Origin of the sequence: Maridesulfovibrio sp. (assembly GCF_963676065.1) — a bacterium.
In the GTDB taxonomy this organism is placed as follows: Bacteria; Desulfobacterota; Desulfovibrionia; order Desulfovibrionales; family Desulfovibrionaceae; genus Maridesulfovibrio.
In genome coordinates this window covers 3,094,939-3,119,799 of the sequence record NZ_OY780933.1, presented here as the reverse complement: position 1 = coordinate 3,119,799, position 24,861 = coordinate 3,094,939, and the positions used below count along the sequence as shown (strand labels likewise).

The following is a 24,861-nucleotide window of genomic DNA, read 5'->3' as shown; positions in this document are numbered from 1 at the left end:
CCGGCTGAGTTTTTTTAGCTCAGCCGAGGCCGGTGCGGTTAATCTTCTTTTTTCTCTTCTTCGATTTCAGCCAGTTCCGGTATAGCGGTTACGTCCAGCAGATTCCAGAGTCTAGTGCGGTTCATGCCGGTTTTGCTGGAGACGCAGAGCGGCTTGATCTTAAGGATGTCTTCCCATTTATTTTGAATTTTGGCGCGGTCCTTCTGCTTGCTCTTGTCCGCTTTGGTCATGATCGGCAGAATGGGGACGTTGCAGTGCTTAAAATATGAAATGAGATCCAGATCATTCTGCTGCGGACTATGTCTGCTATCCAGCAGAACGACTGCTGCAGCGATATGCGGATTGTCGAGCATGTACTGGTCAATCAGCTTGGCCCATTTGGCGCGTTCTGATTTTGAGCAACGGGCGTATCCGTAGCCGGGCAGGTCTACCAGAAAATATCCGTGCGGATCTACTTCATAGTAGTTCAGGCTACGGGTTTTTCCCGGTGTGGAACTGATCTTGGCCAGCTTTTTTCTATTTGCAAGACAGTTGATCAGTGAAGATTTGCCCACATTGGAGCGCCCTGCCAAAATGATCTGCGGGGTTGCGAATTCTTCAAGCTGATTGATCTCGTAGACTGTTTTAATTAGTGTGAGTGTATTATCCATAAGGAGTTTTCCTTGATTATTCGTGGTTGTGTGAACCCGGCTAGTTCACTTATTTCTTAAGGTTAGTCAAGCCGAGCGATCATTACAAGGATATTTTCCCAGAACATGAACTTAAAAGGTGGATTTGATGAAAACATTTCTGATCCTGAACGGTCCGAATCTGGGCTACGTCGGTAAACGTCAGCCTGAGATTTATGGTTCCGATAAAATAGAAGATATTCCGGAACATCTTAAAAAAATTATGGGTAGCAAGGCAGCTGAGATTAAGCTGGAATTCTATCAGTCCAATTCAGAGGGAGCCTTGATCGACAGGCTTGAAAAGGCCCGTGAAGATAAAATCGACGGAGTTGTCTTCAATGCCGGAGCATACACTCATACCAGCCTTGCTATTGCCGACTGCCTCGCGTGGATCGAAGTTCCATGTGTGGAAGTTCACATCAGTAACATCTGGGCGCGGACTGAAGATCCGGTTCGCCAGCAAAGTTTTATGGGAAAACAGTGCATTGGAGCAATTGCCGGATTCGGAATAATGAGCTATGCCTTGGCCGTTCAAGCATTGTTTTCACATGTGGCAGCTGATTAGCCGCAGGAATCCGCTGGCTGCTGTCATTTTAAATAGCATAAAGACAGCGGGGCAACGCTTAAAGGCGCCATTTAAGGCCCTGCAAATAATATTTTAGTGGAGGAAATATGATTTCAACAAAAGATTTTAGAAACGGACTTAAGATCGAAATAGACGGTAAACCTTATGAAATCGTCGAATTTCAGCATTTCAAACCCGGTAAGGGCGGCGCTTTTGTACGCACAAAGCTGAAAAACATGTTTACCGGCCGCGTTACCGACCAGACTTTCCGCTCCGGCGAAAAAGTTGTTAAGCCTGATATGGCCTCCAAGGAAATGCAGTTCCTGTATAAAGATTCCGAAGATTACGTGCTCATGGATCTCGAATCCTATGAACAGATGAACGTATCTGCTGATGTTATCGGCACTGCCGGCGGTTTCCTCAAAGAAGGCGAAACCAACAAGGCGCTGCTTTATAACGGAGAAGTAATCGGTATTGAACTTCCCGCTTCGGTAGTACTTACCGTGGCCCAGACCGACCCCGGCATCCAGGGTGACCGCGTAAGTAACGCTACCAAACCTGCGACTCTCGAAACCGGATTGGTTATCAATGTTCCCTTGTTTATCAACGAAGATGATAAAATCAAAGTTGATACCCGTTCAAGCGAATACCTCGGTCGCGAAAAGTAATTTGACACTTACTTCTTTCGGGGGGCTTTGCGCTCCCCGAAAATTTAATATTTCATCCATCTTGCGTTAGATGGACACAGCGAGAACAGCCCTTATCCGGGATTAAACGGAGGATGAGACACTGCCAAGCGGAAAATTCGCAAAAGAGATTTCCGGCATGTTCTGGATTTTTTTAGCCGCATTTCTTTTTATAAGCATGTACTCCTACCATCCGGGGGACCCTACCCTTAATCAGGCTGTAAGTTCCAGTTGGAAGGTCAAAAACCTGATAGGTCCTGCCGGTTCATACTCTGCCGGAATTCTGGTGGATTTCCTTGGGCTTGGCTCGTGGCTGGTCCCTTTCTATTTCCTTTTTCTCGGTCTTATCTCGTTTATTTCCGTTTTGCGTCAGCCATGGTGGCGCTGGGTGGGATTGGTTCTTCTGTACGTCTGTCTGCTGGCATGGGTTTCACATCCATGGCTGGTTCAGTTTCAGAAGACCTTGTTGATTCATCAAGGTGGATTCATCGGTGCATTGCTGTCGAAATGGTCTTTCAAGTACCTCAAGCCCGTAGGCGCTTTCCTGTTCTGGATGTTTATGACTTTGGCCGGAATTCAGCTTACACTCAATCTTAGCTGGGCTTCTATAGGTAAGAGGCTGCGTACCTTATTTACAGATTTCTGGCTTAAAAACCGGGAGCGGGTTGGCCGCAAAGCCAAGCGCATGAGGGCAGAGCAGAAGATAAAACGTGCTGAGCGTAAAAAAGCCAAGGCCAAAGCAAAAGCGCGCCAAGAAGAGGAAGCTGATTTTTCCGGAAGCGCAGACACAGGGGCTGCTGAAGATGAAGAAAAAGACGGTCTTCTGGTTCTGAAACCTTTTGAAAGAAAATCCACTCAGAAAGAGAAAGAACCGAGTAAAGCTAAGCCTAAGAAGCCCAAAGCTAAAAAAATCGACACAACAACCGATTTTCCTTCCCTTGATTTTCTCTCTGAGCCGAAAGTTGCCGGTGTTCAGTTTGATCCCAAAGATCTTGAGGAAAAGACTGAAGCCTTAAAAGTCTGCTTGAAGGATTTCAATATTGACGGTGAAGTTCAGAAGGTTATTCCCGGTCCGGTTGTAACTATGTTTGAATTTCGTCCTGCTCCGGGTGTAAAGGTAAGTAAAATTGCCAACTTAACTGACGATCTGGCTCTCGCGCTTAAAGCTACATCCGTGCGTATCGAAGCACCTATCCCGGGTAAGGATTCAGTCGGTATTGAGATTCCTAATGATAATCGCCAGACGGTTTATCTGCGTGAAATTTTTGAGCATACTTGTTTTACCAAATCCAAGTCTTCGCTGACGATGGCGCTCGGTAAGGATATTCAAGGCGAACCAGTTTCAGCTGATCTCGCTAAAATGCCGCATCTGCTGGTTGCAGGGGCTACCGGTGCGGGTAAAAGTGTCTGCTTGAACGGATTGCTGATGTCCATGCTTTATAAAGCAGGTCCGGAAGAACTTAAGCTGCTGCTTATTGACCCCAAACGCATTGAACTTGCCGTTTACGCAAGTCTGCCGCACCTGGTTCATCCTGTGGTTACTGATATGGCTCTTGCGAAGTCCGCACTTGAATGGGCTGTTTTTGAAATGGATAAGCGTTATGAGAACATGGCCCGTCTTGGTGTGCGCAATATCAGCGGCTACAATGAAAAACTGGCCAAATCCGGTGATGATCTTCCCGAAAATCTGGAAGATCTCGAACCGATGCCTTATCTGGTCATAATCGTAGATGAATTGGCCGACCTCATGCTCACCGCCGGAAAGGATGTTGAAATCAGCATTGTAAGGCTTGCACAGCTGGCCCGTGCTGCCGGGATTCATATCATTCTCGCTACTCAGCGTCCTTCAGTGGATGTTGTTACCGGACTGATCAAGGCCAACTTCCCGACCCGTATATCTTTTCAGGTTACGTCAAAACATGACTCGCGGACCATTCTTGATATGGTCGGTGCGGAAAAACTTCTGGGCCGCGGTGATATGCTTTTCAAGCCTAGCGGTTCCAAACTGCGTAGATTACATGGAGCCCTCGTTGAGGATGATGAAATCAAGGGCGTAGTTGATTTCTGGAAGAAAAAATATCCTCAGGATTTCGAACTTGATTTTAGTGATTGGAAAGAATCCGGTTCATCCGGGCCCGGTGTTGGAAGCATGCCCGGTGAGTCTGACGATCCTGTCTACAATGAAGCCGTCGAATTTGTTGTCGGACAGGGAAAAGCTTCAATCTCTCTGTTGCAGCGCCGGTTCCGCATCGGTTTCAACCGCGCAGCCAGATTTATCGAGCAAATGGAGCAGGACGGCATCCTAGGTCCACAGGACGGCAGTAAACCGCGTATAGTACTTGTGACTAAAGATTAGCCTCCCGGCAGGTTTAAATGCTTATTGTAAAATGATTTAGAAGTCCTAAAACCTTTCAGTAGAGCTTCGCTGATTCGCGAGTTAATTCATACAAAAAGCAACAGCCGCAATATCTTTCGTGATATTGCGGCTGTTTTAATTGATTTAAGTAATTTTTACTTAAGTTTGCTTGTAATATTATGTTTGATCCAGGTTGCATCCCACCATTCAATCGGATTAACCGGAATACCGGCACAGATAACGCCGTAGTGTAGATGGTCACCTCCGGCCATGCCTGTGGCTCCTGTCTTACCGATAATCTGGCCTTTCGCAACCATATCACCCGGTTCGACCTCAATGTGGCTCAGGTGTGAGTACAGTGTTTGCAGACCTAGACCGTGGTCGATGATGACGGCGTTTCCGTAAATTCCGAAATTGGATTCCGCAAGCACCACGCGCCCGGCATTTGCCGCGGGAATTGGAGCCCGGCGCACACTGGCAAGGTCTATACCCAGATGTGTCTGCTTATCAATTACTTTGTCTGCGTAGTAGTAACTGCGCTTATCACCGAATCCGGCTCTGGCTGCGGCGTTGGGTAGTCTTATGAATCTGCCTTCAAAAAGAAAAGTTGGCGAAGTTTCTTTGGCTACGCGATGCAGTTCTGCACGGTTTTTCTTACGAAGTTCACGGTTCACCTTAAGAAAAAGCTCAACCTGACTGGGCAGGCCCGGAAAATCCCCTTCAAACTGAGGCATTTTAGCGTTCAGGAAACGGTCGGAAATATTAATTCGGTCATGGCGATATTGTTTACCGTTCGCATGATACCAAAAGGAACCTTTGCGTGTGTTTCCTGCTGCGTCTTCGGCAATGAGTACCGGGTTGAAATCCTTTTTATCAGTGTAGTAGGGCATTGCGAAAAGACAGGCATATGTTCCGTTCGGCTGTTTGTGGCCCGGAAAGAAATCTTCATTAACCTGCACGCCGGTTTTGACCGGTTCTTCCTCAACATTATAAATAAGCAGCCCGCAACCGCCTTGATTGAGGTTATGTGTTGTGCTCTGGACTTCAATTTTAGGTGCGATTGTATCAAGTGTATAGTTGCCTCGGGCTATAATCGCGTTTCCGCTGCCGAAACCGGCAAGTGAAGTATCAACTGCCCATACTGCAAGCTCAAACGGTCCTTCCTTAATCTGCTTTTTTTTGACCAGAATATCTTCGTTGTAATCGAAGGAGCCTTTGGGAAGGGTCTTTTCTGTCAGGGTCAATTGCTTTTTACCCTGCGAAAGAACAATCTTAACCGCTTTAAGGCCAGACTGCGTATCGCTTATATTAATATTGATGGGTGTCTTATAGGTTATGAATCCTTTGTTTGGTGTCATCAGAACCTGAGGTGCTGTTGTATCCTTGTATAGCAGGTAGGTCCCGGTCCCGAGGATCGCTACGAGAATTAACAATAGAAGAATCTGACCGATGCGACTTTTTTTCTTAGCCATTACATATCCTTAGAATATTTTATAATTTTTGGGTCCGTACAGTGAAATCGTAAACGCACTTACAATAACCATAAACTGCTCCATGCTTCAACACACAACATTGTTAAAAAAGTAACTATCTATAGGTAGTATAGATTTAATCTATATGTGTGTCGATTTTGTATCGGATAAAGTTGACGAAAAATGTCAGAGTGTGTATTGCAAATAAAAAATTATCGTCGCCGTGGCGGTATTTTTTACTTAGTAAGGACAGTGCCTTACTACGCCGGCAACCACCAAGGAGGTAGGGATGAGTTTGACCAGGCGAGATTTCGTGAAAATGTGCACAGGAACTGTGGCTGGATTTGGGATTTCCCAGATGTTCAACCCCAGCGTTGTGCATGCGCTGAAAAAGTTTGTACCGAATGTTTTCTGGCTGCAGGGACAGGGCTGCACCGGATGTTCAGTATCACTTCTTAACTCAGTGCATCCCTCTATCGCAGAGGTTCTTCTTGATGTAATCACCCTTGATTATCATCCGACTATTATGGGTTCCGAAGGCCACGAAGCCTGGGATTTCATGATGAGTCAGGCTGACACAAACAAGGGCAAGTACATTCTTATTGTTGAAGGTTCCGTTCCCACAGCGGAGAACGGTCATTTCTGCATCGTAGGTGCGGACAGCAACCACAAAGAGTTCACCATGTCCGAGGCTACTCTTGAAATGGCTAAAAATGCTGCTGTGGTTGTTAATGTCGGTACTTGCGCTGCTTACGGCGGTATCCCCGCAGCAGAAGGAAACCTTACCGGCTCAATGTCTGTAACCAATTTCCTTGCAGAACAAGGTGTAAAGACTCCCGTAGTGAACATTCCGGGTTGTCCTCCCCATCCTGACTGGATGGTCGGTACCCTCGTTGTCGCAATTAACGCCATTGAAGAAAAAGGTCTGGTTGGCGGACTTGCCGAAGTTGTCAAAATTCTTGACGAAAATGGCCGTCCCACACCGTTCTATGGTGAAAATATCCATGATAATTGCCCATATCTGGAGAAATTCGACAACGATGAGTATGCTGAAATCTTCACCGATCCCGTTAATTGCCGTTATGAATTGGGCTGTAAAGGTCCCAACGCATATTCCGACTGCTTCAAGCGTAAGTGGAACGGCGGTGTTAACTGGTGTGTTGAAAACTCAGTATGCATTGGCTGTGTAGAACCGGGATTCCCGGATGAAATGTCCCCCTTCTACGAAGCCGGTTAACCGGAAAGGAGTATAAATCCTTATGTCTTCAAAATCTCATGCACCCGCCGGTAATGACGGGACACTTAAGATTGCCATTGATCCGGTTACCCGAATCGAAGGCCACCTCAAGGCTGAGGTCGTAGTTAAAGACGGTAAAGTATCGGACGCATGGCTCTCCGGCGGTATGTACCGCGGTTTCGAGAATATCCTTATAGGACGTGATCCCCGCGATGCAGCACAGCTGACACAGCGTCTGTGCGGCGTTTGCCCGACAGCTCACTCCACAGCTTCCACCCGTGCTCTGGATGATGCTTTTGGCGTTAAGCTGACCACCAACGGTCGCGTAACTAAAAACCTCATCTTCGGTGCTAACTACCTGCAGTCACATATTCTGCATTTTTACCATCTTGCAGCTCTGGACTTCGTGCGCGGACCCGGCAAAGCTCCCTTTGTCCCCCGCTTCGAGCATCCTGACCTGCGCCTTGATGATAAAACAAATAAAGTAGCCGTTGACCAGTACGTTAAGGCACTTGAAATCCGCCGCATCTGCCACGAAATGGTGGCTCTGTTCGGTGGTAAAATGCCTCACGTTTCCGGTCAGGTCGTTGGTGGCGCAACCGAAATTCCGACCAAAGAAAAGCTCGTTGAATACGCAAGCCGTTTCAAACAGGTCCAGAAATTCATTGCTGAAACCTACGTTCCCACAGTTTATCTGATTGGTTCCGTCTACAAAGATCTGTTCAAGATCGGCGGCGGTTACAAAAATGCTATGGCTTACGGCGTATTCCCCATGGATGATGCTGAGTCCGAATTCCTGCTCAAGCCCGGCGTTTACGTTGACGGCAAAGACCAGAAGTTCGACCATAAGCTCATTAAAGAATACACCAAGTACGCATGGTATACTGATGAGTGTTCTGATCTGCATCCTAGTGAAGGTAAAACCATTCCGGATGTACACAAGAAGGACGCTTACAGCTTCTGTAAGGCTTCCCGCTACAACGGCCATGCTGTTGAAGTCGGTCCCCTTGCACGTATGTGGGTCCAGAACCCCGAGCTCAGCCCCATGGGCCAGAAGCAGCTCAAGGATCTCTTCGGCATTGAAGCCAAGATGTTCCGCGATCTGGGCGCAGATATGGCATTCTCCCTCATGGGACGCCACGTTGCACGCGCAGAAGAAGCATACATGGTTGCAAACGCAATTCATGATACATGGCTCAAGGAAGTTAAGCCCGGCGAAGAAACTTACGTCAAAAGCGAAATTCCTGAAGCCGCTGAGGGGCTCGGTCTCACCGAAGCACCCCGTGGTTCCCTGCTGCATTACATCGATATCAAGGATTCCGTTACCGCGAACTACCAGATGATCCCTGCGACCCTCTGGAACAGCACCCCGCGTGACGATAAAGGTAACCGTGGTACAATAGAGGAAGCCCTCGTTGGTACACCTGTTCCTGATCCGAAAAACCCGGTAGACATATCAAGGATCATCCGATCCTTCGACCCGTGACTGGGCTGTGCCGTGCACGTGCTGCACGCAGAGACCGGTGAAGAACATGTTGTTCACGTAGGCGAAGGCTGCTAACGTAACGACGTTTCACTGAATATAAACTCCCGGTCGCAGGGTCCCTGTGTCCGGGAGTTTTTTTCTAGTCTTCGACGACCCTGCCGGGGGCCTTAAACCCTTTTGCAAAAGGGTTTAAGAATCCCAAAACCTTTTATTCGAACTTTGCTGCTTTTTTATTTGAAGGCTCTTTTAGTACACTATACGCGAAGCAAATTAAAAGGTTTTGAAGGGATGGGGTCTGGGGAAGGGGAACTTTTGCAAAAGTTCCCCTTCCCCAGCCGCCGGAGGCACACCATAAAGGATTTACAATGAAGAAACTGTTGGTGCTTGGGATTGGAAACATTCTCCTTGGCGATGAGGGCGTCGGGGTGCATGCTGTTGAAGAACTGAAAAAAGAAGAATGGCCCGAGTTTGTCCACTTAGTGGACGGGGGTACATTCACACACGATATTTTCCATATTCTGGAAGGCTACGACGGTCTTCTGGTGCTGGACATCGTTCATGGCGGGAAGGATGCCGGTACCGTCTATTATCTTGAAGAAAAAGATATCATAAATAATGAAAAGCAGCGTTTATCGCTGCATGACATTGATCTGGTCGATTCATTAAATATGGCCGGAGCAGTTGGAAAACGTCCGGAAATGCGCATCTTGGGCATGGAGCCTGAAAATTACACAGACTGGTCCATGGAAATGACCGATACCTGCAAAGCGGTATTCCCCGGTTATGTCGAAAGGTCCCGTCAGGAGATTAAACGTTTTATTGAGGAATTTGGTCAGTAGAGCGATTGATTTCTGTTGAATCTTAGATTGTGTTTAAACGGCAGTTCTTTAATGGGATTGCCGTTTTTTCTTGCCCCAAGGACATACAGCCACGCAAACCCCACAAATATACGGCATCAAGTTTCCATACCCCGATACCTTATTCAAATGATCCACACAGGACGATAAGTTCACGGCCTCATTGCGAGATGAATAATGCAGCTCGGTATTGACGTTTTTAATTGCTCCGGCAGGGCAGGCATCAGTGCATTTCGTACATTTATCGCAGCGGTTTTTAATTGGCTGATCCGCTTCAATGTCAAGATCAGTGAGGATTGTTACCAGTCTGACTCTCGGTCCGTATTGCGGAGTAACAAGTAATAATGATTTTCCTTGCCATCCTAAACCGGCATTAATTGCTACTGCTTTGTGCGAGATATAGGAAACGAACCGCTCTTTGCAGAGAATCTGACTGGCCGGAATGGGTAGTGCTTTGGCTCCATTGTTTTGCAGAAAACAGCTCACCCGGCTGGCAATGTGATCAAGCAGAGTGTTTACTCGTTGATAATGCTGTGAATATAGCTCAGTTGGAGCATCGGAGATTGTTTCAATAACACCATCTGCCAATTGAACTGCAATTGATATTGCGCGCGGAAAATTATTCAGTAGATCATCAGGTCTGGTATCCATTCCTGCCATACGTGATGTGTCCGCAACTGCAATAAGGTCCGCACCCCATTCTAGAGCATTGCTGAATAGCTCTTTTTTTAACTCGGTCATCATACATCCCTGATCAATAACGCCCGCTAATTACGAGCATAATTAACAGCTTCAAAGCAAGCAGAATTGATATAGGTTGGAATTGAGATCATTCGTAATAAGTTGAGTTACTCCTCAACAACTTCAATCAACTTTTGCAGAACAAGCGGAGTGTTAAAATTATCCAGTACTCTTTGCCGTCCAGCCGAGCCCATCCTTCTGCGCAATTCAGTATCAACAATCAGCTTTTCTAAAGCTGCTGCCAGTTTCTCAGTTTCTTCGACAGGAACTAAAATACCGGTCTCGCCATCAGCAACAACTTCCGGGTTGGAGCTTACATCAAATCCGACGACAGGTTTTTTAAGCGTCATGGCTTCCACTAGGGCGTAGCCGAATCCTTCCCAAAGGGAAGGAAGGCAGAAGATGTCCTGCGAAGCATGGAAAGATTTCATGTTTTCGATGAAACCGAGAAAAGAAACTCTATCATTTACGTCCAGTCGAGTAGCGTAATCTTTAAGTTCCTGTTCCATTTCGCCTTTTCCGGCGATGAGTATTTTGAAATTTAAGCCTTTTTCCTTGAGCCGTTTTGCGGACTCGATGAGATGTTTTTGTCCTTTTTGGGGAGTTAAACGGGCTGCGTTTCCAATCACTACTTCTCCGTTTTCAGCAGAGTAGAGCGGAGAAAAATCCTGTTTATCGAATTCTTCTACGTCAAAACCATTGTATATCTGGCGTATTTTATTTTTATTAATAAGGGAAGAGTTGTTGGCTAAAACCGTCCGTTTGGTCTCAAGAGAATTAACTATTAGACGGTCGACTACGTTCTTATAAATGTAGCGGTTCAGGAATGAATTTTTAACCGGAACGGCGATTCCGCGCCTGTAGATCACCTTGGAAACCCCGGCACGTTTGGCGGCGATTCCTCCGCTTTTTAAGTCGGACGGCAGGGCAGTGATCAGGGTCTGTATGCTGTTCGCTTTGAAAAATGATTTTAAACGGCCCATCAAAGCGGGGTTGAGGAAGGAAAGATTACCGATCGGTTCGCTGTGCAGAGCTATGCCCGGTTCGTTTTCAAGGCGGTTTTTCAACTCTGATTTATGGTTGGTTACTACAAAGACATTGTAACCTTGATCCCGGAGGAGCAGGGAAAAATGGTGGTTCCACTTTTCCCCGCCGCCCCAGGCTTTATTGCTGTTAAAAAAGCATATGTTTTTATTCACTTAATTTAATTCCAAGTGCGTCTGCTGTCAGCTGTGGGATCGCCTCGAGGCTGGGACAGACTGTGAATCCTGCTTCGCGCATTTTTTCCAGCTTACCCTGTACCCCGGTGCCTTCTTGAAGGATAGCACCTGCGTGACCCAGACGTTTGCCCGGAGGTGCCGTCTGACCAGCAATAAAGGAAAGTACGGGTTTGTCAAATCCTGTCTTAATTACATAATCGGCGAGATCCTGTTCAGCCGTTCCGCCAATCTCCCCGAGAACCATTACCGCCTTGGTCTCATCATGATTACGCAGCATCTCGAAAACGTCGGCGAATGTTGTCCCGATGTAAGAATCACCGCCGATGCCGATGGAAAGCGATTGGCCGATTCCCACCTGATTAAGACGATCGGCGACCTCGTATGTCAGGGTTCCTGAACGGGAAAGGACCGCCACCGGACCGGGGGAGAAAGGAGTGGTGGGCAGAATACCGATCTTGGTCTGACCGGGAACAATCATACCGGGGGTGTTGGGGCCGACGATACGAGATTTACCGCCCTTAACCTGCTCAAGGACGTTGAGCATAGCGGATTGCACGATTCCTTCGGTGATGCAGACCACCCACGGGATTTCGCAGGAGGTAGCTTCAAGAATAGCATCCGTGGCAAGTTTAGGCGGAACAAATATTATGCTGGCCCCTATTTCATGCTGCCGTTGCGCTTCTTTGATGGAATTGTAGACCGGCACGCCGAGAACTTCCTGCCCACCTTTGAAAGGAGTCACCCCGGCAACAATGTTTGAGCCGTATTCCAGCATCAGTCTGGTATGCAGGCGGCCCTCCGCACCGGTAATTCCCTGCACGAGAATTGGAGTATCCTTATCAATACCGTAAGTATGCGGCGATTTGTATCCTATGTCCTTCGGTCTGGAATCAGGCGTTGCCGCGATGGGTTCGGGAAATTCTATTCTTGTCGCATCCGTGGGCTTTAGTCTGCTGAGCAGGTCGAGTGCTTCCTGCATATTTCTGGCCCGGTGCAGTTTATCGCCTTTTACCTGCTTTAGTACCTCAAGGCCTTCCTCGGCACTGTTACCGGACATGCGTACCACAATCGGTTTTTCCGGTTCTTTTCCTCCGAGGGCAGCGACAAGAGCCTTGGCGACCAGCTCGCAGGAAAGGATTCCGCCGAAAAGGTTGATCAAAATGGCTTTTACCTGATCATCATCAAATAGCAGCCGCAGTGCGGTTTCAATGCGTTTTTGATCTGCGGCTCCGCCGAGATCGAGAAAGTTTGCAGCCGGAAGATCCGAAAAGTTTAGCGCGTCCATGGAGGCCATTGCCAGACCTGCTCCATTGGCGATCAGTCCGACCCAGCCTTTAAGAGAAACAAAACTCATTCCGGCATCGCGGGCGATGTTTTCCACCGGTGTGGAGTGTTCCGGCTGATAATATTTTTCAAAAGCGGGGTTGAGGTCGACGATGTTGTCGTCCATCTCAATTTTACCATCAAGAGCTAAAAGCTTTCCGTATCCTGTCAGCGCGAGCGGGTTAATTTCAGCCAGCAGCAGGCCGTAATCGATCATGGTATTGTAAAGGTTTCTGACGATTTTACTGAAGTCGGCGAAAAGCTCTTTGGCAATTCCGATATGGAAAAAAGCGGCTCGAATCTGATTGGGCTGCAATCCGCCAGGCAGGCTGATTTCCTGAATGAGCAGATTTTCAGGGCCCATATTTTCGATTTCCACCCCGCCTTCACGACCGACGGTCATGATAACCTTGCGCCGTTGCCGTGATAAAGTCAGGGACAGATAGAATTCTTTCCTGATGTCCACGGCAGGTTCCGCCCGCAGAAAGGGAACCTTGTTACCCTTGATTTCCATACCGAGAATACGGCGTGCGGTTTCTTCATATTCATCCCGTGAATCGACTTTTTGGATGCCTCCGGCCTTACCGCGTCCGCCAACGGGAACCTGAGCCTTCAGAATCCACGGCAGGGGGAAGTATGGTTCCAGTCCGGGCAGATCCTTTTCTGTGATTTTGACCCCGGTAGGAACAGGAAGTCCGGCAGCCTCTTTGAGCAGCACTTTACTTAAATGTTCATTTAGCAGCATACTCCCTCCAGTATGTCAGATGATGATGCGCTTTTGCGCTTTGTCGGTTCCATTTTGCTTCCACCGGCTAAAGGAGTTAAACTCATTTAAAGTCTTGCGCCGATTTATGTCAGTAAAACCGTCAAGACTATGCCCGTTTGGCGCGCCACAGGAAAAAAGAGCAGTTGATTTTCCTGTTTAATCTTTCGGAGTTCTCATTATTTGATGATACTCGTGCCCATAGCGTATAATTCAATTATATGGCACTCTCAAGGTTAATTAGTAAATTCATTTGCTGTTTGAATACTTGTTTTGGTCCGGAAGCTTGTTAGATAAAAGGATAGATCGGAAATAAAAAATTTCCGTACAAAATTTTCAAGCACGGTTCATAAAGGAAATATTATGGCTAATTTTAAAGATTTAACCGATGCTTTAACGGATGAAGTCCTTAGCGATATGGCAGAGTCCTATTTCGGTGCCCGTGTGGATGTTGATGATGCCCTTGAGCTGTTTCATGAGGTATCAGAAAAATTACATGTTAAGCTTTACCGGGTTTTCAAGGTCTGTGCTCTACTTGATAAAATATGTCTCGGGCCTGAAGGGTTAGATGATTTTCTGGTCTCCTGTGGACTCAGTAGAAACCGCTTTTATCATCCTGCGGGGGTGGAATGTGCGGAGATAATGGAGAAGCCTTCATTTGCTTTCACCGCCCGGGGTGAATACGTTAAATGGTTCGTTATAGTTTATAAAATGCTTCTAGAGAGAGTTGAAGACTATATGCACGGTTCCATTCGAGATGAGGGCGGCGGGCGTAAAGTTCGTACTGTCAATCGTGATGATTTTTTCAGGATGGCTGATGAGATCAATGTAAAAATTGAAAAGGTGAACAGAAACGTAACCGCTTCAGATGTATTGCAGTTCACAAAATCCCTTGATCCCGAAGCTATGCGTAAAGAAAAAATTGCCGGATGCGTCGGTCCTGAATGTAAGGCTATTGATAACGAAATGGCTTTTACCGTAATCACAATCAAGGATATTGAATTTCCAGAATTTCCCGATCTTCCTCCCTACGAAGAGGTCAAATCTTATATTTCGGGATATTGTTCTCAGGTCTGGGCCCGTGACAAGGTGAAAGTACGGGCCTTGCTCAAAGATTTACGAAAGAATGTGAATAAGGAGTTGATATGAAAAAAGTGTTAAGCCTCGCACTACTGGTGCTGCTTGTTTTGTGTCTGGGGGCATCCGCATTCGCACAGGAGACCAAGACCGTGCCGGCAACCAAGGCCAAGCCTGTAACAGCCGACAAAACCGAACAGGAAACGCAGAAGCAGGGCATTCCTGTAATCGTAGTCCATTCGGGGGATGATGTCTTCGGGGGATCTCTGGCTTTGAAGTTAAAGGAGAACTTTAAAAAATCGGCTCTGTTTTCTTTGGCCGATCAGGACTCAAAAGCCGTGCGTGTAAGGATTGAATCACGTAGCGAATTCAGCGACAGACCGGAGATAGGCTCGGTTTATTCCGTTGTTTGGACATTTGCCGAGAGTGGCGAAGTGGTTCCTTTTTATTTAAAGCAGGAACTTGGGCTTGTGAATTCTCGTAATGTGGAAAACAAGGCCGCTGATTTGATTAATAAAACAGATAAAATCGCTGGAGAATATAAATATCTATTTGATTAATCGCTGGCTGGGCGTAATGATTTGAGCTTTGCGGCTCGCATACTGCGCAGCTTTTCCCCTGATTTTTTCCCCTGATTTCTTTCCTGCATCGGCAGGGATACTTTAAGTATCTCTGCCAGATCCGCAGGCGCATTTTGCAATACATCCTCACCCCGGTCCGCACGGCAGAGACTGGTCATATTCTCCAGCAGATCGGAAGTATGCAGCTTCATGAGCAGGTCTACTTTTGTGCCCGGGCGGAGTTCGCTGTAACTGCCGGCTTTCATGTGCAGCAGTGCGGCTGTTTCACCGGATTTTATAAATTTTACAGGTAGCATCAGCCTGCTGCCCAGTGTCCGGGCCGGAGTAGCTCCAGCTTTATCATGACCGTAGTGTGACGGAAGAATAGAATCCGGGGTCAGGATCTTGCCTATATCGTGGCACATGGCCATCCAGCAGGTCAGGGGATTTCCCGCAACTTTATCCATTATCTCAGCCGTATGACCCAGTACGGATTTATCGTGATATTTTGGCGGTCCGGCGGGAATATCAGTGCCTCCGGAAAATTCTGTGAGCCACGGTTCCAGGCAGCCCCCCTCAATCAGCAGACGTAGAAAATTACCCGGCTTGGGCGCGCTCAAGCCTTTGCGCAATTCCACCCCGACCCTATCCGCTGCGATGTCATTCAGCCATCCATTTTCAGCGCAGCGCTTCATTTCATTTATCAATTCAGCGTGAGGCGAGAATTCGGGAAAGCGTGCCGAAAAAACAGCCGCCCGGAAGATGCGCAGCGGGTCTTCCCTGAAACAGTCAGGAAACGAAGGACGCAGGACCCTATTCTTCATGTCATCCATTGCTTTGGGGTGGGCATACAGCTCACCATCTTCATCCAGAGCAAAGCTGTTTACTGTGAAATCGCGAGCTAAAAGATCTAAACTGATTGTTTCCTCTATGTTTTTTCCTCGCTTACGGGGAAAGGAAAACTCCAGTCCGTTCAGATAAAATATTTCATACGATTTACCCACAGGGAGCGCATCTGGGAATTCTTTCATAAAATCTTCCGCTGTGCCGGAAGCAACCAGATAATCAAGATCCTTCGGCCGGCGACTCAGGAGCAGGTCGCGTATTGCTCCTCCGGCGATTAATATTTTTAATTTATTTGTTTTTTTAGTCATATAATCCTAGGTGTATAAAAAAGATAATCGCGTTTTTCTCTGTTCAGATTCTTGATTAATTCAGGGTTGATGGTATCGTATGATCAATGAAAAAGAAAATATTGATACTTCTGTTTATTGTCTGTGTGGCGGCGCTTTTTTTTATTTTTGATCTGGATAGGTTCCTCACCCTTGAATATTTGAAAAATTCGCGACAGGAATTTCAATTATTTTATGATCGGAATCCATTACTGACTGTTTTTTCTTTTTTCTGGGTTTACGTCCTTGTTGTCGGAGTCAACCTTCCGGGAGCGACGGTGCTCGGCCTTGCCGGAGGAGCCCTGCTAGGTTTTAAAGTAGGGGTCCTGACTATCTCATTTGCCAGTACGATAGGAGCGACGCTGGCCTGTTTCTTCTCCCGCTACCTATTCCGGGATTACGTGCAGCAGAGGTTCGGGGACCGGCTTGATAAAGTGAATCGCGGCATCAAAGAAGAGGGCGCTTTCTACCTTTTCAGCCTGCGGCTTATTCCGGCCGTTCCATTTGTTATAATTAATCTGGTTATGGGCCTTACTCCCATGAAATTGAGAACCTTTTATTGGGTCTCACAGCTAGGCATGCTGCCCGGAACAATGGTTTATGTTAATGCTGGAAAAGAGCTGGGGCACATTGATTCTCTTTCGGGAATAGTACAGCCGGGAGTTTTAATCTCATTTATATTGCTGGGTATTTTTCCACTTATTGTTAAAAGAATTGTCGGGCTTGTTAAGAAGCATCGTAGTGTGTAATAAACAAATATATCAAGATAATTTAAGCACTTTTTAATATGATTGTACGGACAGCACCAAGCATAAGAACTTACCATAAAGGTAAAATCATCTTCCATGAAGGTCAGGAAAGCAAAATCGCTTACATGATCAAGTCGGGGACTGTGGATATTTTTAAAGTGATCGACAAAAAAAAGACGGTCATGGCGTCTTTGCATCGGGGAGATATCTTTGGTGAGATGTCTCTCTTAACCAATCAGAAACGAACAGGGAGTGCCGAAGCTGCAAGTTTTTGCGAGCTTGTTGTTTTAACTGAGGAGATGATGAAAAAGCTCCTCAGAGCTTCACCGGAAACCGTAAGGAAGATGCTGCAGCTGCTGGCCAAAAGGGTTGCCGACACTGATTTAAAGACCGGTAGCTCAGAACAGAACGATTCTTTCATGTCTCTTGCCTGCATCCTTGATCTTGCCTACCGGGAATACGCATATCTGCCCCGAGATAAACAGCGCGAAGTAGAAAATTATAAAATGGGGCTGTCGGTTAAATCCTACACCGAAACCGTTAAAAGCCTTGCCTTTTTTTCCAATCTTGAAATTGAATCATTTCTTGAAATGGTCTTCAAATTGCGCCTGATTGACATAAAAAGTGTTAAGAAAGGTGATAAAAGCGCGTTTGTCGAGCGCTATATTTCGATAAATAATTTCGAGCAGTTCATGCCCAATCTGCGCAATCTCTATAAACAGATGCGTGAACTCGGGGCAAATGTTGAGCAGCGTATGAGTTTTATGACCTTTTCTGACCTCGCCAAGAGAACCGGAAGTACCCCGGAACAGATTTATAAAAAAATCATAAAAGAAGAAATGCCCGAAAATCTGGTCTTTTTTAATCGGGAAAAGGTTATGGAGTGGCGCAAGGATAAGGAACCTAACTTTTTCAAAAAATTTCGTAGACCACGTAAAGCTCTGGATGATCTCGAAGCTGTTGATGATATCATTTTTATTGATAATCCTACTCTTAAAAAAGCTCTTGAAGGATTTGATTATTATAAAATTTCAGTTCTTTATTCCGCTCTTGATAAGCAGGGCAGGGATAAGATTAAGCAGAATGTGAGCAAGAAGATAGCCCAGATTCTGTTGCAGGAAAAGCATGCCGACCGCGATCCGGTTGATTCGGAAGTACTGGAATGCTGCGATGAACTACTTGATACTGTACGCAAGATTAAGGGGGTCAAGTAGATGGCCAGACCGCAATCCAAAACTTTCTTAAAGGGTGAGGTCCTTTTTAAAGAAGGGGATAAAGGGAACGTCGCCTATATGATTCAGTCCGGTTCCGTTAATATTGTCAAAAATATTAACGGTAAAAGGCAGATTCTGGCTACTCTCTGTCCGGGGGAAATTTTCGGGGAAATGGCTATTATATCCCGTAGTGAAAGGGTTGCCGGGGCCGAGGCAGCATCGGAATGTACTGTAATTGTGCTGACTGCCCGGTTGATCCTTATGCTGCTCAAAAAAAGTCATCCCACGGTTTTTCATTTGACCCGCGTGCTGGCATCACGCCTTGCCCGGGCAGACCGTGCTGTTTCAGAGAGTCGCAGTGAAAACTCATGGTTGACCTTTTGCCGCTTGCTGCACATGAAGCATCGTATTTTTCAGACCGCACCCAAGAGCGAGGATGGTTCCATAGGCATTACATTGGAAGAGTTTTCCAAGGAATTTTCAGAAATTACAAATGCTCCGCAGCATGAAATAGATAGACTTCTCAAATCTGCAATTGGATTCAACATGATTTCGGTGAATAAGATTGCCTCGCAGACCTACCTGACAATCATCAGCCCTGATGATTTTCTTACCATTGCTGAAAATCTTTCTGAAGATATCAATAAATTCTGCGGTAAGGTCTTTCTTTCTGATTTTTTGGATATTAATGATTTTTCCGCCATCGTCGATTCCGACCCGGAAGTTATTTATAAAAAGATAGGTATTGGAGATTTTCCGGAAGATATCTGCATGCTTCACAAGGACGCAACCTCCAAATGGGTGGAAAAGAAGGGTGAACAGTTCTTCAGGGAAGTTAAGCGCAAGCGTAAGGCAATTGAAGAACTTGAAGGCGTTGATGATATTGTTTTTGTGGATATTGGAACACTTAAGCAGGCATTCCGCCAGCTTGGTTACTATAAACTTGGTATCTTACTGGCTATTGCCGGGGATGATGCCAAAAAAAGGATTCTGGCAGCTATTTCAACAAAGATAGCCACTGCAATTTCCCGCGATTCTCGTTCTTCGGATGCCATCGACCAAAGCGAAGCTGACGATGTGGAAGAAGAGCTTATAGATATCATCCGGGATATTAAGTCTTCTATAACCGAATAATTCTATACAAATGTTCCCTGTCGCGGACATTTGTTCAAGTTGACCAATCCGGCATAAGAACAGTTGCGCAAACTTTTCGCTTTAGTTAATATACAATTATGCTAAAGTATTAAAAAAATGCAGGGTTCCTCTTGCCAACAAGTTTCTGAACATGAGATAGTGAAATATGATTACACGAATTACCATTATAAGCGGTAAGGAAAACAGTCCACTCCCTAAAACAACCCCCGAAAACCTTTTCAAGGCGCATCCTCTCTGGGCACGGGATATCGAGAGTTTCAGCCCCTGGAACAGCGTGGATGATGAATACAGAACATATTCGACATGGATATCCGGTTCCCGTACCGGTGTTCCTGTCGCCATATGCGGTTCATGTATTTCCAGCCTTGATGTCGCATGGCGGCTCAACGCCCTCGAAGATCTTTCGGAATGGGGAAGTGTGCTGGCTGTAGAACAGAATACCGGACGCGGACAGGTTCGCCGTGAATGGATTTCTCCTCCCGGTAATGTTTACGGCACCATCAAATGGCCGTCCCTCCCGGAAGCGAAGCCGGGGGAAGTTCGACCGGTCTGGAACAGGATTCTACCGCTTATTGTGGGGTATCTTACCTGCAATGCTTTACGTGATATCGGTGTGGAAACCCAGCTCAAGTGGCCGAATGATATATTGATCGACGGCAAAAAGGTCGGGGGAATCCTCATAGAAGAACGTGGTAACTCGACTATGGTCGGTATCGGTTTGAATCTGGCATATGCTCCGCCGCGTGATCTGCTTCGTGCCGAGCATGCGGTTCCTGCCGGGAATCTCAATACCGATAAAATGCAGCTTGGACCTTTGGAAACATGGGTGGAGTTGATTAAATATTTCCGGAGCAATTTTGATTCAATCATCTCCATGAAAAAGACCGATGATTTTCTTTACGAACTTGCCGACCGTCTGGTCTGGTTCGGAGAAGAGGTAAAGATTGTGGATGGTCCGGAAGGTGTTGAGCGTGGTGTAATCTGCGGCTTACGTTCCGATGGCGGACTCGTTGTTGATCACAATGGTGAACAGCATGAGATTTATTCCGGCTCGGTAATGCCTTTATAATGTAGATATATACCGCTTTTTGCTTGACATACGGGCCTTGCTGAGGGAATTGATTTTTGGTTGCCGGGTGAACTGAAGGGAAGCTTTTCACCCATTTACGGCAACACCGGAATGCAGCGGAGTTCTTCCGTAGGCGTCCGAATCAGTATCATTATTGTTTGCACTCATGTTTTTGCCAATTAGAGTGCTGAGTCTGTTATATTCTGTTAATTTCTTTTCGATTACTGATTATCTTATTTACCCGGATTTTATAGCAAAATCCAAAGGCATATCTTATTAATTGATGTGTAAGGAGGAAGTGATGGCTGGTAAGACGGAAGAAGCAGTTTCCGCTAAAGATGCGGGAACAGCAGCTCCCAAGAAGTCCCAGGCTAAAAAACAGCTTGAAAAGAAGCTGATTCTAACCGGTGCCGATATCGTTAAAATCGGTGAAGATGCAGAGCTTCTGGTTGGCGGGAAAAATTATAATACCGCTTTGATCAGTCAGGTTGAAGGCATCAGATCACCCCAGTTCAGAGCTGTATCATCTCTTGCATTCCATAAGTTGCTGGATGAAACCAAGGTCAACGCCAGTGTTGTCAGATCTGTGGTGGACAGCGAATATAACGCTGTGGACTGGAGCAGTGAAGAAGTAAACAGCGACAGTGAATTTTTACAAAAGTTTGTCCGTTCTATAGCTCTTGTAATTAAAGAAGAAGCGGGCAAACAGCCTGAAACCCAGATTCAGCTGAGGACTTTTATCAACAATGTGGTTGATGGATTCGCCACCTCGCCTGAAGGAATCGATCAGCTACGCAAAAGGTCCATTCTTGTACAGAGTGCGATCCTCTCTGTAGAACTCCCCAAAGAAGTAGATGTCGCAGTCAGGGAAGCATACCTTTCCATCTGCAAAGACGCAGGGCTTGAAAATGAGCCGGTGGCTGTGCGTTCTTCCGCCGCCGGTGAAGACAGCCGCAAAAAGGCTTTTGCCGGACTTCAGGATACTTATCTGAATATAGTAGGCGAAGACCAGTGCTCGGAAGCGTACCACTGGGATTGTGCGTCAGCATATAATCTGCGCAGTATGACTTATCGCCGTGAAGCAATTCTTGACGCCGTCACTCTTGCTGAGAATACCGGTGACGCCTCCGTTGCCGAGGATGCCAAAAAAGAGTGGGCTATTGAAAATACCTCTCTTTCCGTATGCATCATGCGCATGATTAATCCGGTGATATCAGGAACCGCATTCAGTGCCGACACCGCCACCGGCTGTCGTGGAACAGATCGTAAGGATCTTGTCTCCATCGATGCCAGTTACGGTCTTGGGGAAGCTGTTGTGGGCGGTATGGTCACCCCGGATAAATTTTACGTTTTCCAGCGTGATGACGGCTCCGAAGTTGTTGTCCGTAATATGGGCAGCAAGGATAAGCGGATTGTATACAGTGAAAAGGGCGGAACCAAGGTTGAAAAAGTTCAGCCCGGTGCTGTTTACCGTTGGGCTCTATCCCTTGCTCAGGCCGAAGAAGTCGCCAAAGGTGTTCGCTCCATCAGCGCAGCTTATGGCGGCATGATCATGGATACAGAGTTCTGCCTTGATGCAGCTGACCGGCTATGGTTTGTTCAGGCCCGTCCTGAAACCCGCTGGAATGAAGAATTCGAGCTGCATCCTGATTCCATTTTCATGCGCAGGCTTGAGGTTAATCCCAAAGAACTTGAAGAAGCTGAAGTTGTTCTGGAAGGTAACGGTGCTTCACGCGGAGCAGGGCAGGGAACTGTCAAATTTCTGCGGTCCGCACTTGAACTGAACAAAATTCATAAAGGCGATATTCTCGCTGCCGAACGTACCGACCCGGACATGGTACCGGGAATGCGTATCGCTTCCGGTATTCTCGCTGATGTGGGCGGAGATACCAGCCATGCTGCGATCACCTCTCGTGAACTTGGAATCCCGGCCATCATCGGTATTCAGAGGCTCGAAATTATCCGCTCCCTTGAGGGACAGGAAATCACCGTCGATGGTTCACGCGGTAAAGTTTATCGCGGCCTGCTGCCTCTTATCGAGGTGGGTGGGACCATCAATGTTGCTGAGCTTCCGGCTACAAAAACCAAAGTCGGACTTATCCTTGCCGACGTAGGGCAGTCTTTGTTCCTGTCCCGCCTGAGAGAAGTCCCGGATTTTGAAGTCGGTCTGCTTCGTGCGGAATTCATGCTTGGTAACATCGGAGTACATCCGCTTGCCCTCGAAGCCTATGATAACGGCACACTCGATAAGCTTGTTCAGGATAAACTCAATGAACTGGATACACAGCTGACAACAGTAATGAAGAATCAGCTTGATTCCGGTCTTATCTCCCTCAATATAAATCTGAGGGAATATGTGGGTGCATTGACCGGGCTGACCGAGGAAATGGATTCCATGGCCAATGCCAATACCGCCCGCGGTACTGAGGAAGTTCTGGCCATGCATCGCAAGCTTCGCGAATTGGATAAGAAACTCGACCATTATCTTGAGCACGCGACCGAAAGTCTCTACGCGCTTAAGACTTCTGTCAGCATTGAAGAACATCTGCGGGGTGTCCTCGGTATTCATGCCGGTGAACACGCTGACTCCAAGTTCATATACAAGCGTACAGAATCGTTGGACGAGCTGCCTGAGATGCTTGCCAAGGCAAAAGAGAACCCACTTGTCCTAGAATATGTAGAAGAAATTAAAGCGTTACGTGATGAAGTGGCCCTCAAAATGGGACTTAAATCCGAAATGGATGAAATCACCACTCTTCGCCAGCGCATTGCTGAGATTATTAAATCACGCGGTTTACGCACAGGTAAGGAAAATTACATCCAGACCCTGTCACAGGGATTGGCCTTATTCGCCATGGCCTTTTACGGTAAGGACATTGTTTACCGCACCACTGATTTTAAAACCAATGAATATCACAACCTGCTCGGCGGATTGCTCTTTGAGCACCATGAAGACAACCCCATGCTCGGTTATCGCGGTGTTTCAAGAAATATTCATGACTGGGAACTGGAGGCCTTCAAGCTGGCCCGTGGTGTATTTGGCGGTAAAAATCTGCATATCATGCTGCCTTTTGTACGCACTATTGAAGAAGCGCGCAGCATGAAACGTTACCTCTCACAGGTTCACAATCTTGATTCGGGTAAAGACGGCCTGAAACTTATCCTCATGGCTGAAATTCCCAGTAATGCCGTGCTGAGTAAGGAATTCATCAAAGAGGTAGACGGTTTCTCCATCGGCTCCAATGATATGACTCAGCTGGTTCTCGGTACCGACCGCGATAATCCAAGTCTGCAGCATATTTACGACGAGGAAGATCCGGCGGTCGTCTGGGCGATCCTTTCCGCTATTTTTACCGGACAGAAATTCGGTAAGAAGATCGGTTTCTGCGGTCAGGGTGTTTCAAATAGCGTTATCCTACGCGGCGTAGTCTGCATCGCCGGTATCGTTTCAGCATCTGTTGTCCCGGATACTTATCTTCAGACCAAGCTTGATATGGCCGCAGTCGAAGCTGAAAACATCAAGGTCAGTGAACTGGGCCAGTGGATACGGGATCGTCATTTTGAACGTCTCGCCTCACTTATGGAAGATAACGGCTATAGCCATATTATCAAAAAGTACAAGACTCCAGAAGATCTGGAAGACTGGTACGAAGGTGAGATAAGACGTCTCAATGAGCAGCTGCGGGATAATATGGATACTCCTAGGGAAGACTTTATCCGTCAGGAAATGGATACCTTCCGTGGAACTTTCCATAAACCGGTCATCTATTCTGCATGGGATTGGAGTCAGACCGTTGAAGATGCCATGCATCATGCCGGATTCGCCACATTTGAAGAGCAGGAAGCTGCACTTCAAAAGCAGCGCGAAAAAAAATGGTAGATGAAAGTTGAATTGTTAAGATTAAAGGCCGTCTTTTAAGGCGGCCTTTTTTGTGCGAAATATTCCCGGAACCCTTTAATTACAGGTGCGAAGATACAGAGAGTCTTGACATGAAATAATCACGGGGGCATACATAGTACAAGGAGATAAAATGATTAAATCCAAAAAAAATGTACAGATATTACTTGTCGCAGTGGCCTTATCCTCAATGCTGCTTGGCGGCTGCTCCTTGAATTCAGCGAATTATGTAGGAGACGGGGAAAATTATTCTGATCGCGCACCCCGAAAGCTGGGTAGAGGGATGACGAATATCCTTTCCGCTCCGCTTGAAATTCCCAATCAGTCTGTTGATCTTGCTGCTGAGAATGATGAACCGGCGCAACAGGCTGCCGGTTATATAGGCGGTTTTTTTGTGGGAGTAGCCTATACCGGAGGCAGGATTGTTTCCGGTATGTACGATATAGTCACCTCTCCTTTTGGCGGCCCCTCCGTTCCCACTATGGATCCTGATTTGATTCATTCCGATTTTATGGAAAAGGTTGATGCTAGGACCGATTCTTTCAATGATATCTATAATCTTAGCGAGAAATAATTTTTTATAACTTGTCATT

The 24,861-nt window shown here is 46.7% G+C and carries 20 protein-coding genes; 14 read left to right on the top strand and 6 right to left on the bottom strand.

Annotated features, from left to right (window positions below; genetic code table 11):
* Positions 1–38: 38 nt before the first annotated feature.
* Positions 39–650, bottom strand: coding sequence for a ribosome biogenesis GTP-binding protein YihA/YsxC (yihA, locus tag ACKU35_RS14015; RefSeq protein ID WP_319760039.1), 612 nt, complete (start codon positions 648–650; stop codon positions 39–41).
* Positions 651–777: 127 nt separating this feature from the next.
* Between yihA and ACKU35_RS14010 the strand changes: the two genes are divergently transcribed.
* The 3 genes from ACKU35_RS14010 to ACKU35_RS14000 all read left to right on the top strand — a co-directional run bounded on the left by ACKU35_RS14010 (position 778) and on the right by ACKU35_RS14000 (position 4,275).
* Positions 778–1,233 (top strand): type II 3-dehydroquinate dehydratase, encoded by a 456-nt coding sequence (locus ACKU35_RS14010; protein WP_319760037.1) that lies wholly within the window; start codon positions 778–780, stop codon positions 1,231–1,233.
* A gap of 107 nt (positions 1,234–1,340) precedes the next feature.
* Positions 1,341–1,901 (top strand): elongation factor P, encoded by a 561-nt coding sequence (gene efp / locus ACKU35_RS14005; RefSeq protein ID WP_319760035.1) that lies wholly within the window; start codon positions 1,341–1,343, stop codon positions 1,899–1,901.
* Between the two features lie 121 nt (positions 1,902–2,022).
* On the top strand, positions 2,023–4,275 hold the full coding sequence (locus ACKU35_RS14000) for a DNA translocase FtsK 4TM domain-containing protein (protein ID WP_319765409.1): 2,253 nt from the start codon (positions 2,023–2,025) through the stop codon (positions 4,273–4,275).
* 155 nt (positions 4,276–4,430) lie between these two features.
* On the opposite strand, the gene ACKU35_RS13995 is transcribed toward ACKU35_RS14000, so the two are convergent.
* Positions 4,431–5,747, bottom strand: coding sequence for a M23 family metallopeptidase (locus tag ACKU35_RS13995; protein WP_319760034.1), 1,317 nt, complete (start codon positions 5,745–5,747; stop codon positions 4,431–4,433).
* Positions 5,748–6,036: 289 nt separating this feature from the next.
* Between ACKU35_RS13995 and hysB the strand changes: the two genes are divergently transcribed.
* The 3 genes from hysB to hysD all read left to right on the top strand — a co-directional run bounded on the left by hysB (position 6,037) and on the right by hysD (position 9,309).
* Positions 6,037–6,984 carry a NiFeSe hydrogenase small subunit gene (gene hysB / locus ACKU35_RS13990; protein ID WP_319760032.1) on the top strand — a complete coding sequence of 316 codons (948 nt, stop codon included), beginning with the start codon at positions 6,037–6,039 and terminating at the stop codon, positions 6,982–6,984.
* 22 nt (positions 6,985–7,006) lie between these two features.
* Positions 7,007–8,545 (top strand): NiFeSe hydrogenase large subunit HysA, encoded by a 1,539-nt coding sequence (hysA, locus tag ACKU35_RS13985; RefSeq protein ID WP_319760030.1) that lies wholly within the window; start codon positions 7,007–7,009, stop codon positions 8,543–8,545.
* A gap of 290 nt (positions 8,546–8,835) precedes the next feature.
* Positions 8,836–9,309: a NiFeSe hydrogenase maturation protease gene (hysD, locus tag ACKU35_RS13980; RefSeq protein ID WP_319760028.1), complete on the top strand. Its 474-nt coding sequence runs from the start codon at positions 8,836–8,838 to the stop codon at positions 9,307–9,309.
* 48 nt (positions 9,310–9,357) lie between these two features.
* Here the strand turns inward: hysD and ACKU35_RS13975 are convergent, their stop codons facing one another.
* From ACKU35_RS13975 to sucD, 3 genes are all read right to left on the bottom strand, one after another.
* Complete coding sequence (locus tag ACKU35_RS13975; protein ID WP_319760026.1) at positions 9,358–10,068, bottom strand: 4Fe-4S double cluster binding domain-containing protein; 711 nt, start codon at positions 10,066–10,068, stop codon at positions 9,358–9,360.
* A gap of 107 nt (positions 10,069–10,175) precedes the next feature.
* Entirely contained in the window at positions 10,176–11,267 is a 1,092-nt protein-coding gene (locus ACKU35_RS13970) for a glycosyltransferase family 4 protein (RefSeq protein ID WP_319760024.1), read from the bottom strand.
* Positions 11,260–13,356 carry a succinate--CoA ligase subunit alpha gene (sucD, locus tag ACKU35_RS13965; protein ID WP_319760023.1) on the bottom strand — a complete coding sequence of 699 codons (2,097 nt, stop codon included), beginning with the start codon at positions 13,354–13,356 and terminating at the stop codon, positions 11,260–11,262. Before sucD ends, ACKU35_RS13970 begins: the two co-directional genes overlap by 8 nt.
* A gap of 381 nt (positions 13,357–13,737) precedes the next feature.
* Here sucD and ACKU35_RS13960 point away from each other — a divergent pair, with 381 nt between their 5' ends.
* Positions 13,738–14,523: a hypothetical protein gene (locus ACKU35_RS13960; protein WP_319760021.1), complete on the top strand. Its 786-nt coding sequence runs from the start codon at positions 13,738–13,740 to the stop codon at positions 14,521–14,523.
* The gene (locus ACKU35_RS13955; protein ID WP_319760019.1) at positions 14,520–15,011 is read left to right on the top strand and encodes a hypothetical protein; all 492 of its coding nucleotides are present in this window, start codon (positions 14,520–14,522) and stop codon (positions 15,009–15,011) included. Before ACKU35_RS13960 ends, ACKU35_RS13955 begins: the two co-directional genes overlap by 4 nt.
* On the opposite strand, the gene ACKU35_RS13950 is transcribed toward ACKU35_RS13955, so the two are convergent.
* Positions 15,008–16,165: an HD domain-containing protein gene (locus ACKU35_RS13950; protein WP_319760017.1), complete on the bottom strand. Its 1,158-nt coding sequence runs from the start codon at positions 16,163–16,165 to the stop codon at positions 15,008–15,010. The genes ACKU35_RS13955 and ACKU35_RS13950 overlap by 4 nt on opposite strands.
* A gap of 86 nt (positions 16,166–16,251) precedes the next feature.
* Here ACKU35_RS13950 and ACKU35_RS13945 point away from each other — a divergent pair, with 86 nt between their 5' ends.
* The 6 genes from ACKU35_RS13945 to ACKU35_RS13920 all read left to right on the top strand — a co-directional run bounded on the left by ACKU35_RS13945 (position 16,252) and on the right by ACKU35_RS13920 (position 24,842).
* Positions 16,252–16,932 carry a TVP38/TMEM64 family protein gene (locus tag ACKU35_RS13945; RefSeq protein WP_319760015.1) on the top strand — a complete coding sequence of 227 codons (681 nt, stop codon included), beginning with the start codon at positions 16,252–16,254 and terminating at the stop codon, positions 16,930–16,932.
* 38 nt (positions 16,933–16,970) lie between these two features.
* Entirely contained in the window at positions 16,971–18,146 is a 1,176-nt protein-coding gene (locus ACKU35_RS13940) for a cyclic nucleotide-binding domain-containing protein (protein WP_319760014.1), read from the top strand.
* Positions 18,147–19,280 carry a Crp/Fnr family transcriptional regulator gene (locus ACKU35_RS13935; RefSeq protein WP_319760012.1) on the top strand — a complete coding sequence of 378 codons (1,134 nt, stop codon included), beginning with the start codon at positions 18,147–18,149 and terminating at the stop codon, positions 19,278–19,280. It abuts the gene before it with no gap.
* Between the two features lie 166 nt (positions 19,281–19,446).
* Complete coding sequence (locus ACKU35_RS13930) at positions 19,447–20,370, top strand: biotin--[acetyl-CoA-carboxylase] ligase (protein ID WP_319760010.1); 924 nt, start codon at positions 19,447–19,449, stop codon at positions 20,368–20,370.
* Positions 20,371–20,671: 301 nt separating this feature from the next.
* The gene (locus ACKU35_RS13925) at positions 20,672–24,250 is read left to right on the top strand and encodes a PEP/pyruvate-binding domain-containing protein (protein WP_319760008.1); all 3,579 of its coding nucleotides are present in this window, start codon (positions 20,672–20,674) and stop codon (positions 24,248–24,250) included.
* A 151-nt stretch (positions 24,251–24,401) separates the two neighbouring features.
* Entirely contained in the window at positions 24,402–24,842 is a 441-nt protein-coding gene (locus tag ACKU35_RS13920) for an exosortase system-associated protein, TIGR04073 family (protein WP_319760006.1), read from the top strand.
* The last annotated feature ends 19 nt before the right edge of the window (positions 24,843–24,861 follow it).

Coding starts and splice junctions, on each gene's coding strand:
- ACKU35_RS13975 (WP_319760026.1), bottom strand. CDS start 10,068: ATGACCGAGTTAAAAAAAGAGCTATTCAGCAATGCTCTAGAATGGGGT.
- sucD (WP_319760023.1), bottom strand. CDS start 13,356: ATGCTGCTAAATGAACATTTAAGTAAAGTGCTGCTCAAAGAGGCTGCC.
- ACKU35_RS13930 (WP_319760010.1), top strand. CDS start 19,447: ATGATTACACGAATTACCATTATAAGCGGTAAGGAAAACAGTCCACTC.
- ACKU35_RS13950 (WP_319760017.1), bottom strand. CDS start 16,165: ATGACTAAAAAAACAAATAAATTAAAAATATTAATCGCCGGAGGAGCA.
- hysD (WP_319760028.1), top strand. CDS start 8,836: ATGAAGAAACTGTTGGTGCTTGGGATTGGAAACATTCTCCTTGGCGAT.
- ACKU35_RS14010 (WP_319760037.1), top strand. CDS start 778: ATGAAAACATTTCTGATCCTGAACGGTCCGAATCTGGGCTACGTCGGT.
- ACKU35_RS13955 (WP_319760019.1), top strand. CDS start 14,520: ATGAAAAAAGTGTTAAGCCTCGCACTACTGGTGCTGCTTGTTTTGTGT.
- ACKU35_RS13995 (WP_319760034.1), bottom strand. CDS start 5,747: ATGGCTAAGAAAAAAAGTCGCATCGGTCAGATTCTTCTATTGTTAATT.
- ACKU35_RS13920 (WP_319760006.1), top strand. CDS start 24,402: ATGATTAAATCCAAAAAAAATGTACAGATATTACTTGTCGCAGTGGCC.
- ACKU35_RS13940 (WP_319760014.1), top strand. CDS start 16,971: ATGATTGTACGGACAGCACCAAGCATAAGAACTTACCATAAAGGTAAA.
- ACKU35_RS13960 (WP_319760021.1), top strand. CDS start 13,738: ATGGCTAATTTTAAAGATTTAACCGATGCTTTAACGGATGAAGTCCTT.
- ACKU35_RS13935 (WP_319760012.1), top strand. CDS start 18,147: ATGGCCAGACCGCAATCCAAAACTTTCTTAAAGGGTGAGGTCCTTTTT.
- ACKU35_RS13945 (WP_319760015.1), top strand. CDS start 16,252: ATGAAAAAGAAAATATTGATACTTCTGTTTATTGTCTGTGTGGCGGCG.
- yihA (WP_319760039.1), bottom strand. CDS start 650: ATGGATAATACACTCACACTAATTAAAACAGTCTACGAGATCAATCAG.
- hysB (WP_319760032.1), top strand. CDS start 6,037: ATGAGTTTGACCAGGCGAGATTTCGTGAAAATGTGCACAGGAACTGTG.
- ACKU35_RS13925 (WP_319760008.1), top strand. CDS start 20,672: ATGGCTGGTAAGACGGAAGAAGCAGTTTCCGCTAAAGATGCGGGAACA.
- efp (WP_319760035.1), top strand. CDS start 1,341: ATGATTTCAACAAAAGATTTTAGAAACGGACTTAAGATCGAAATAGAC.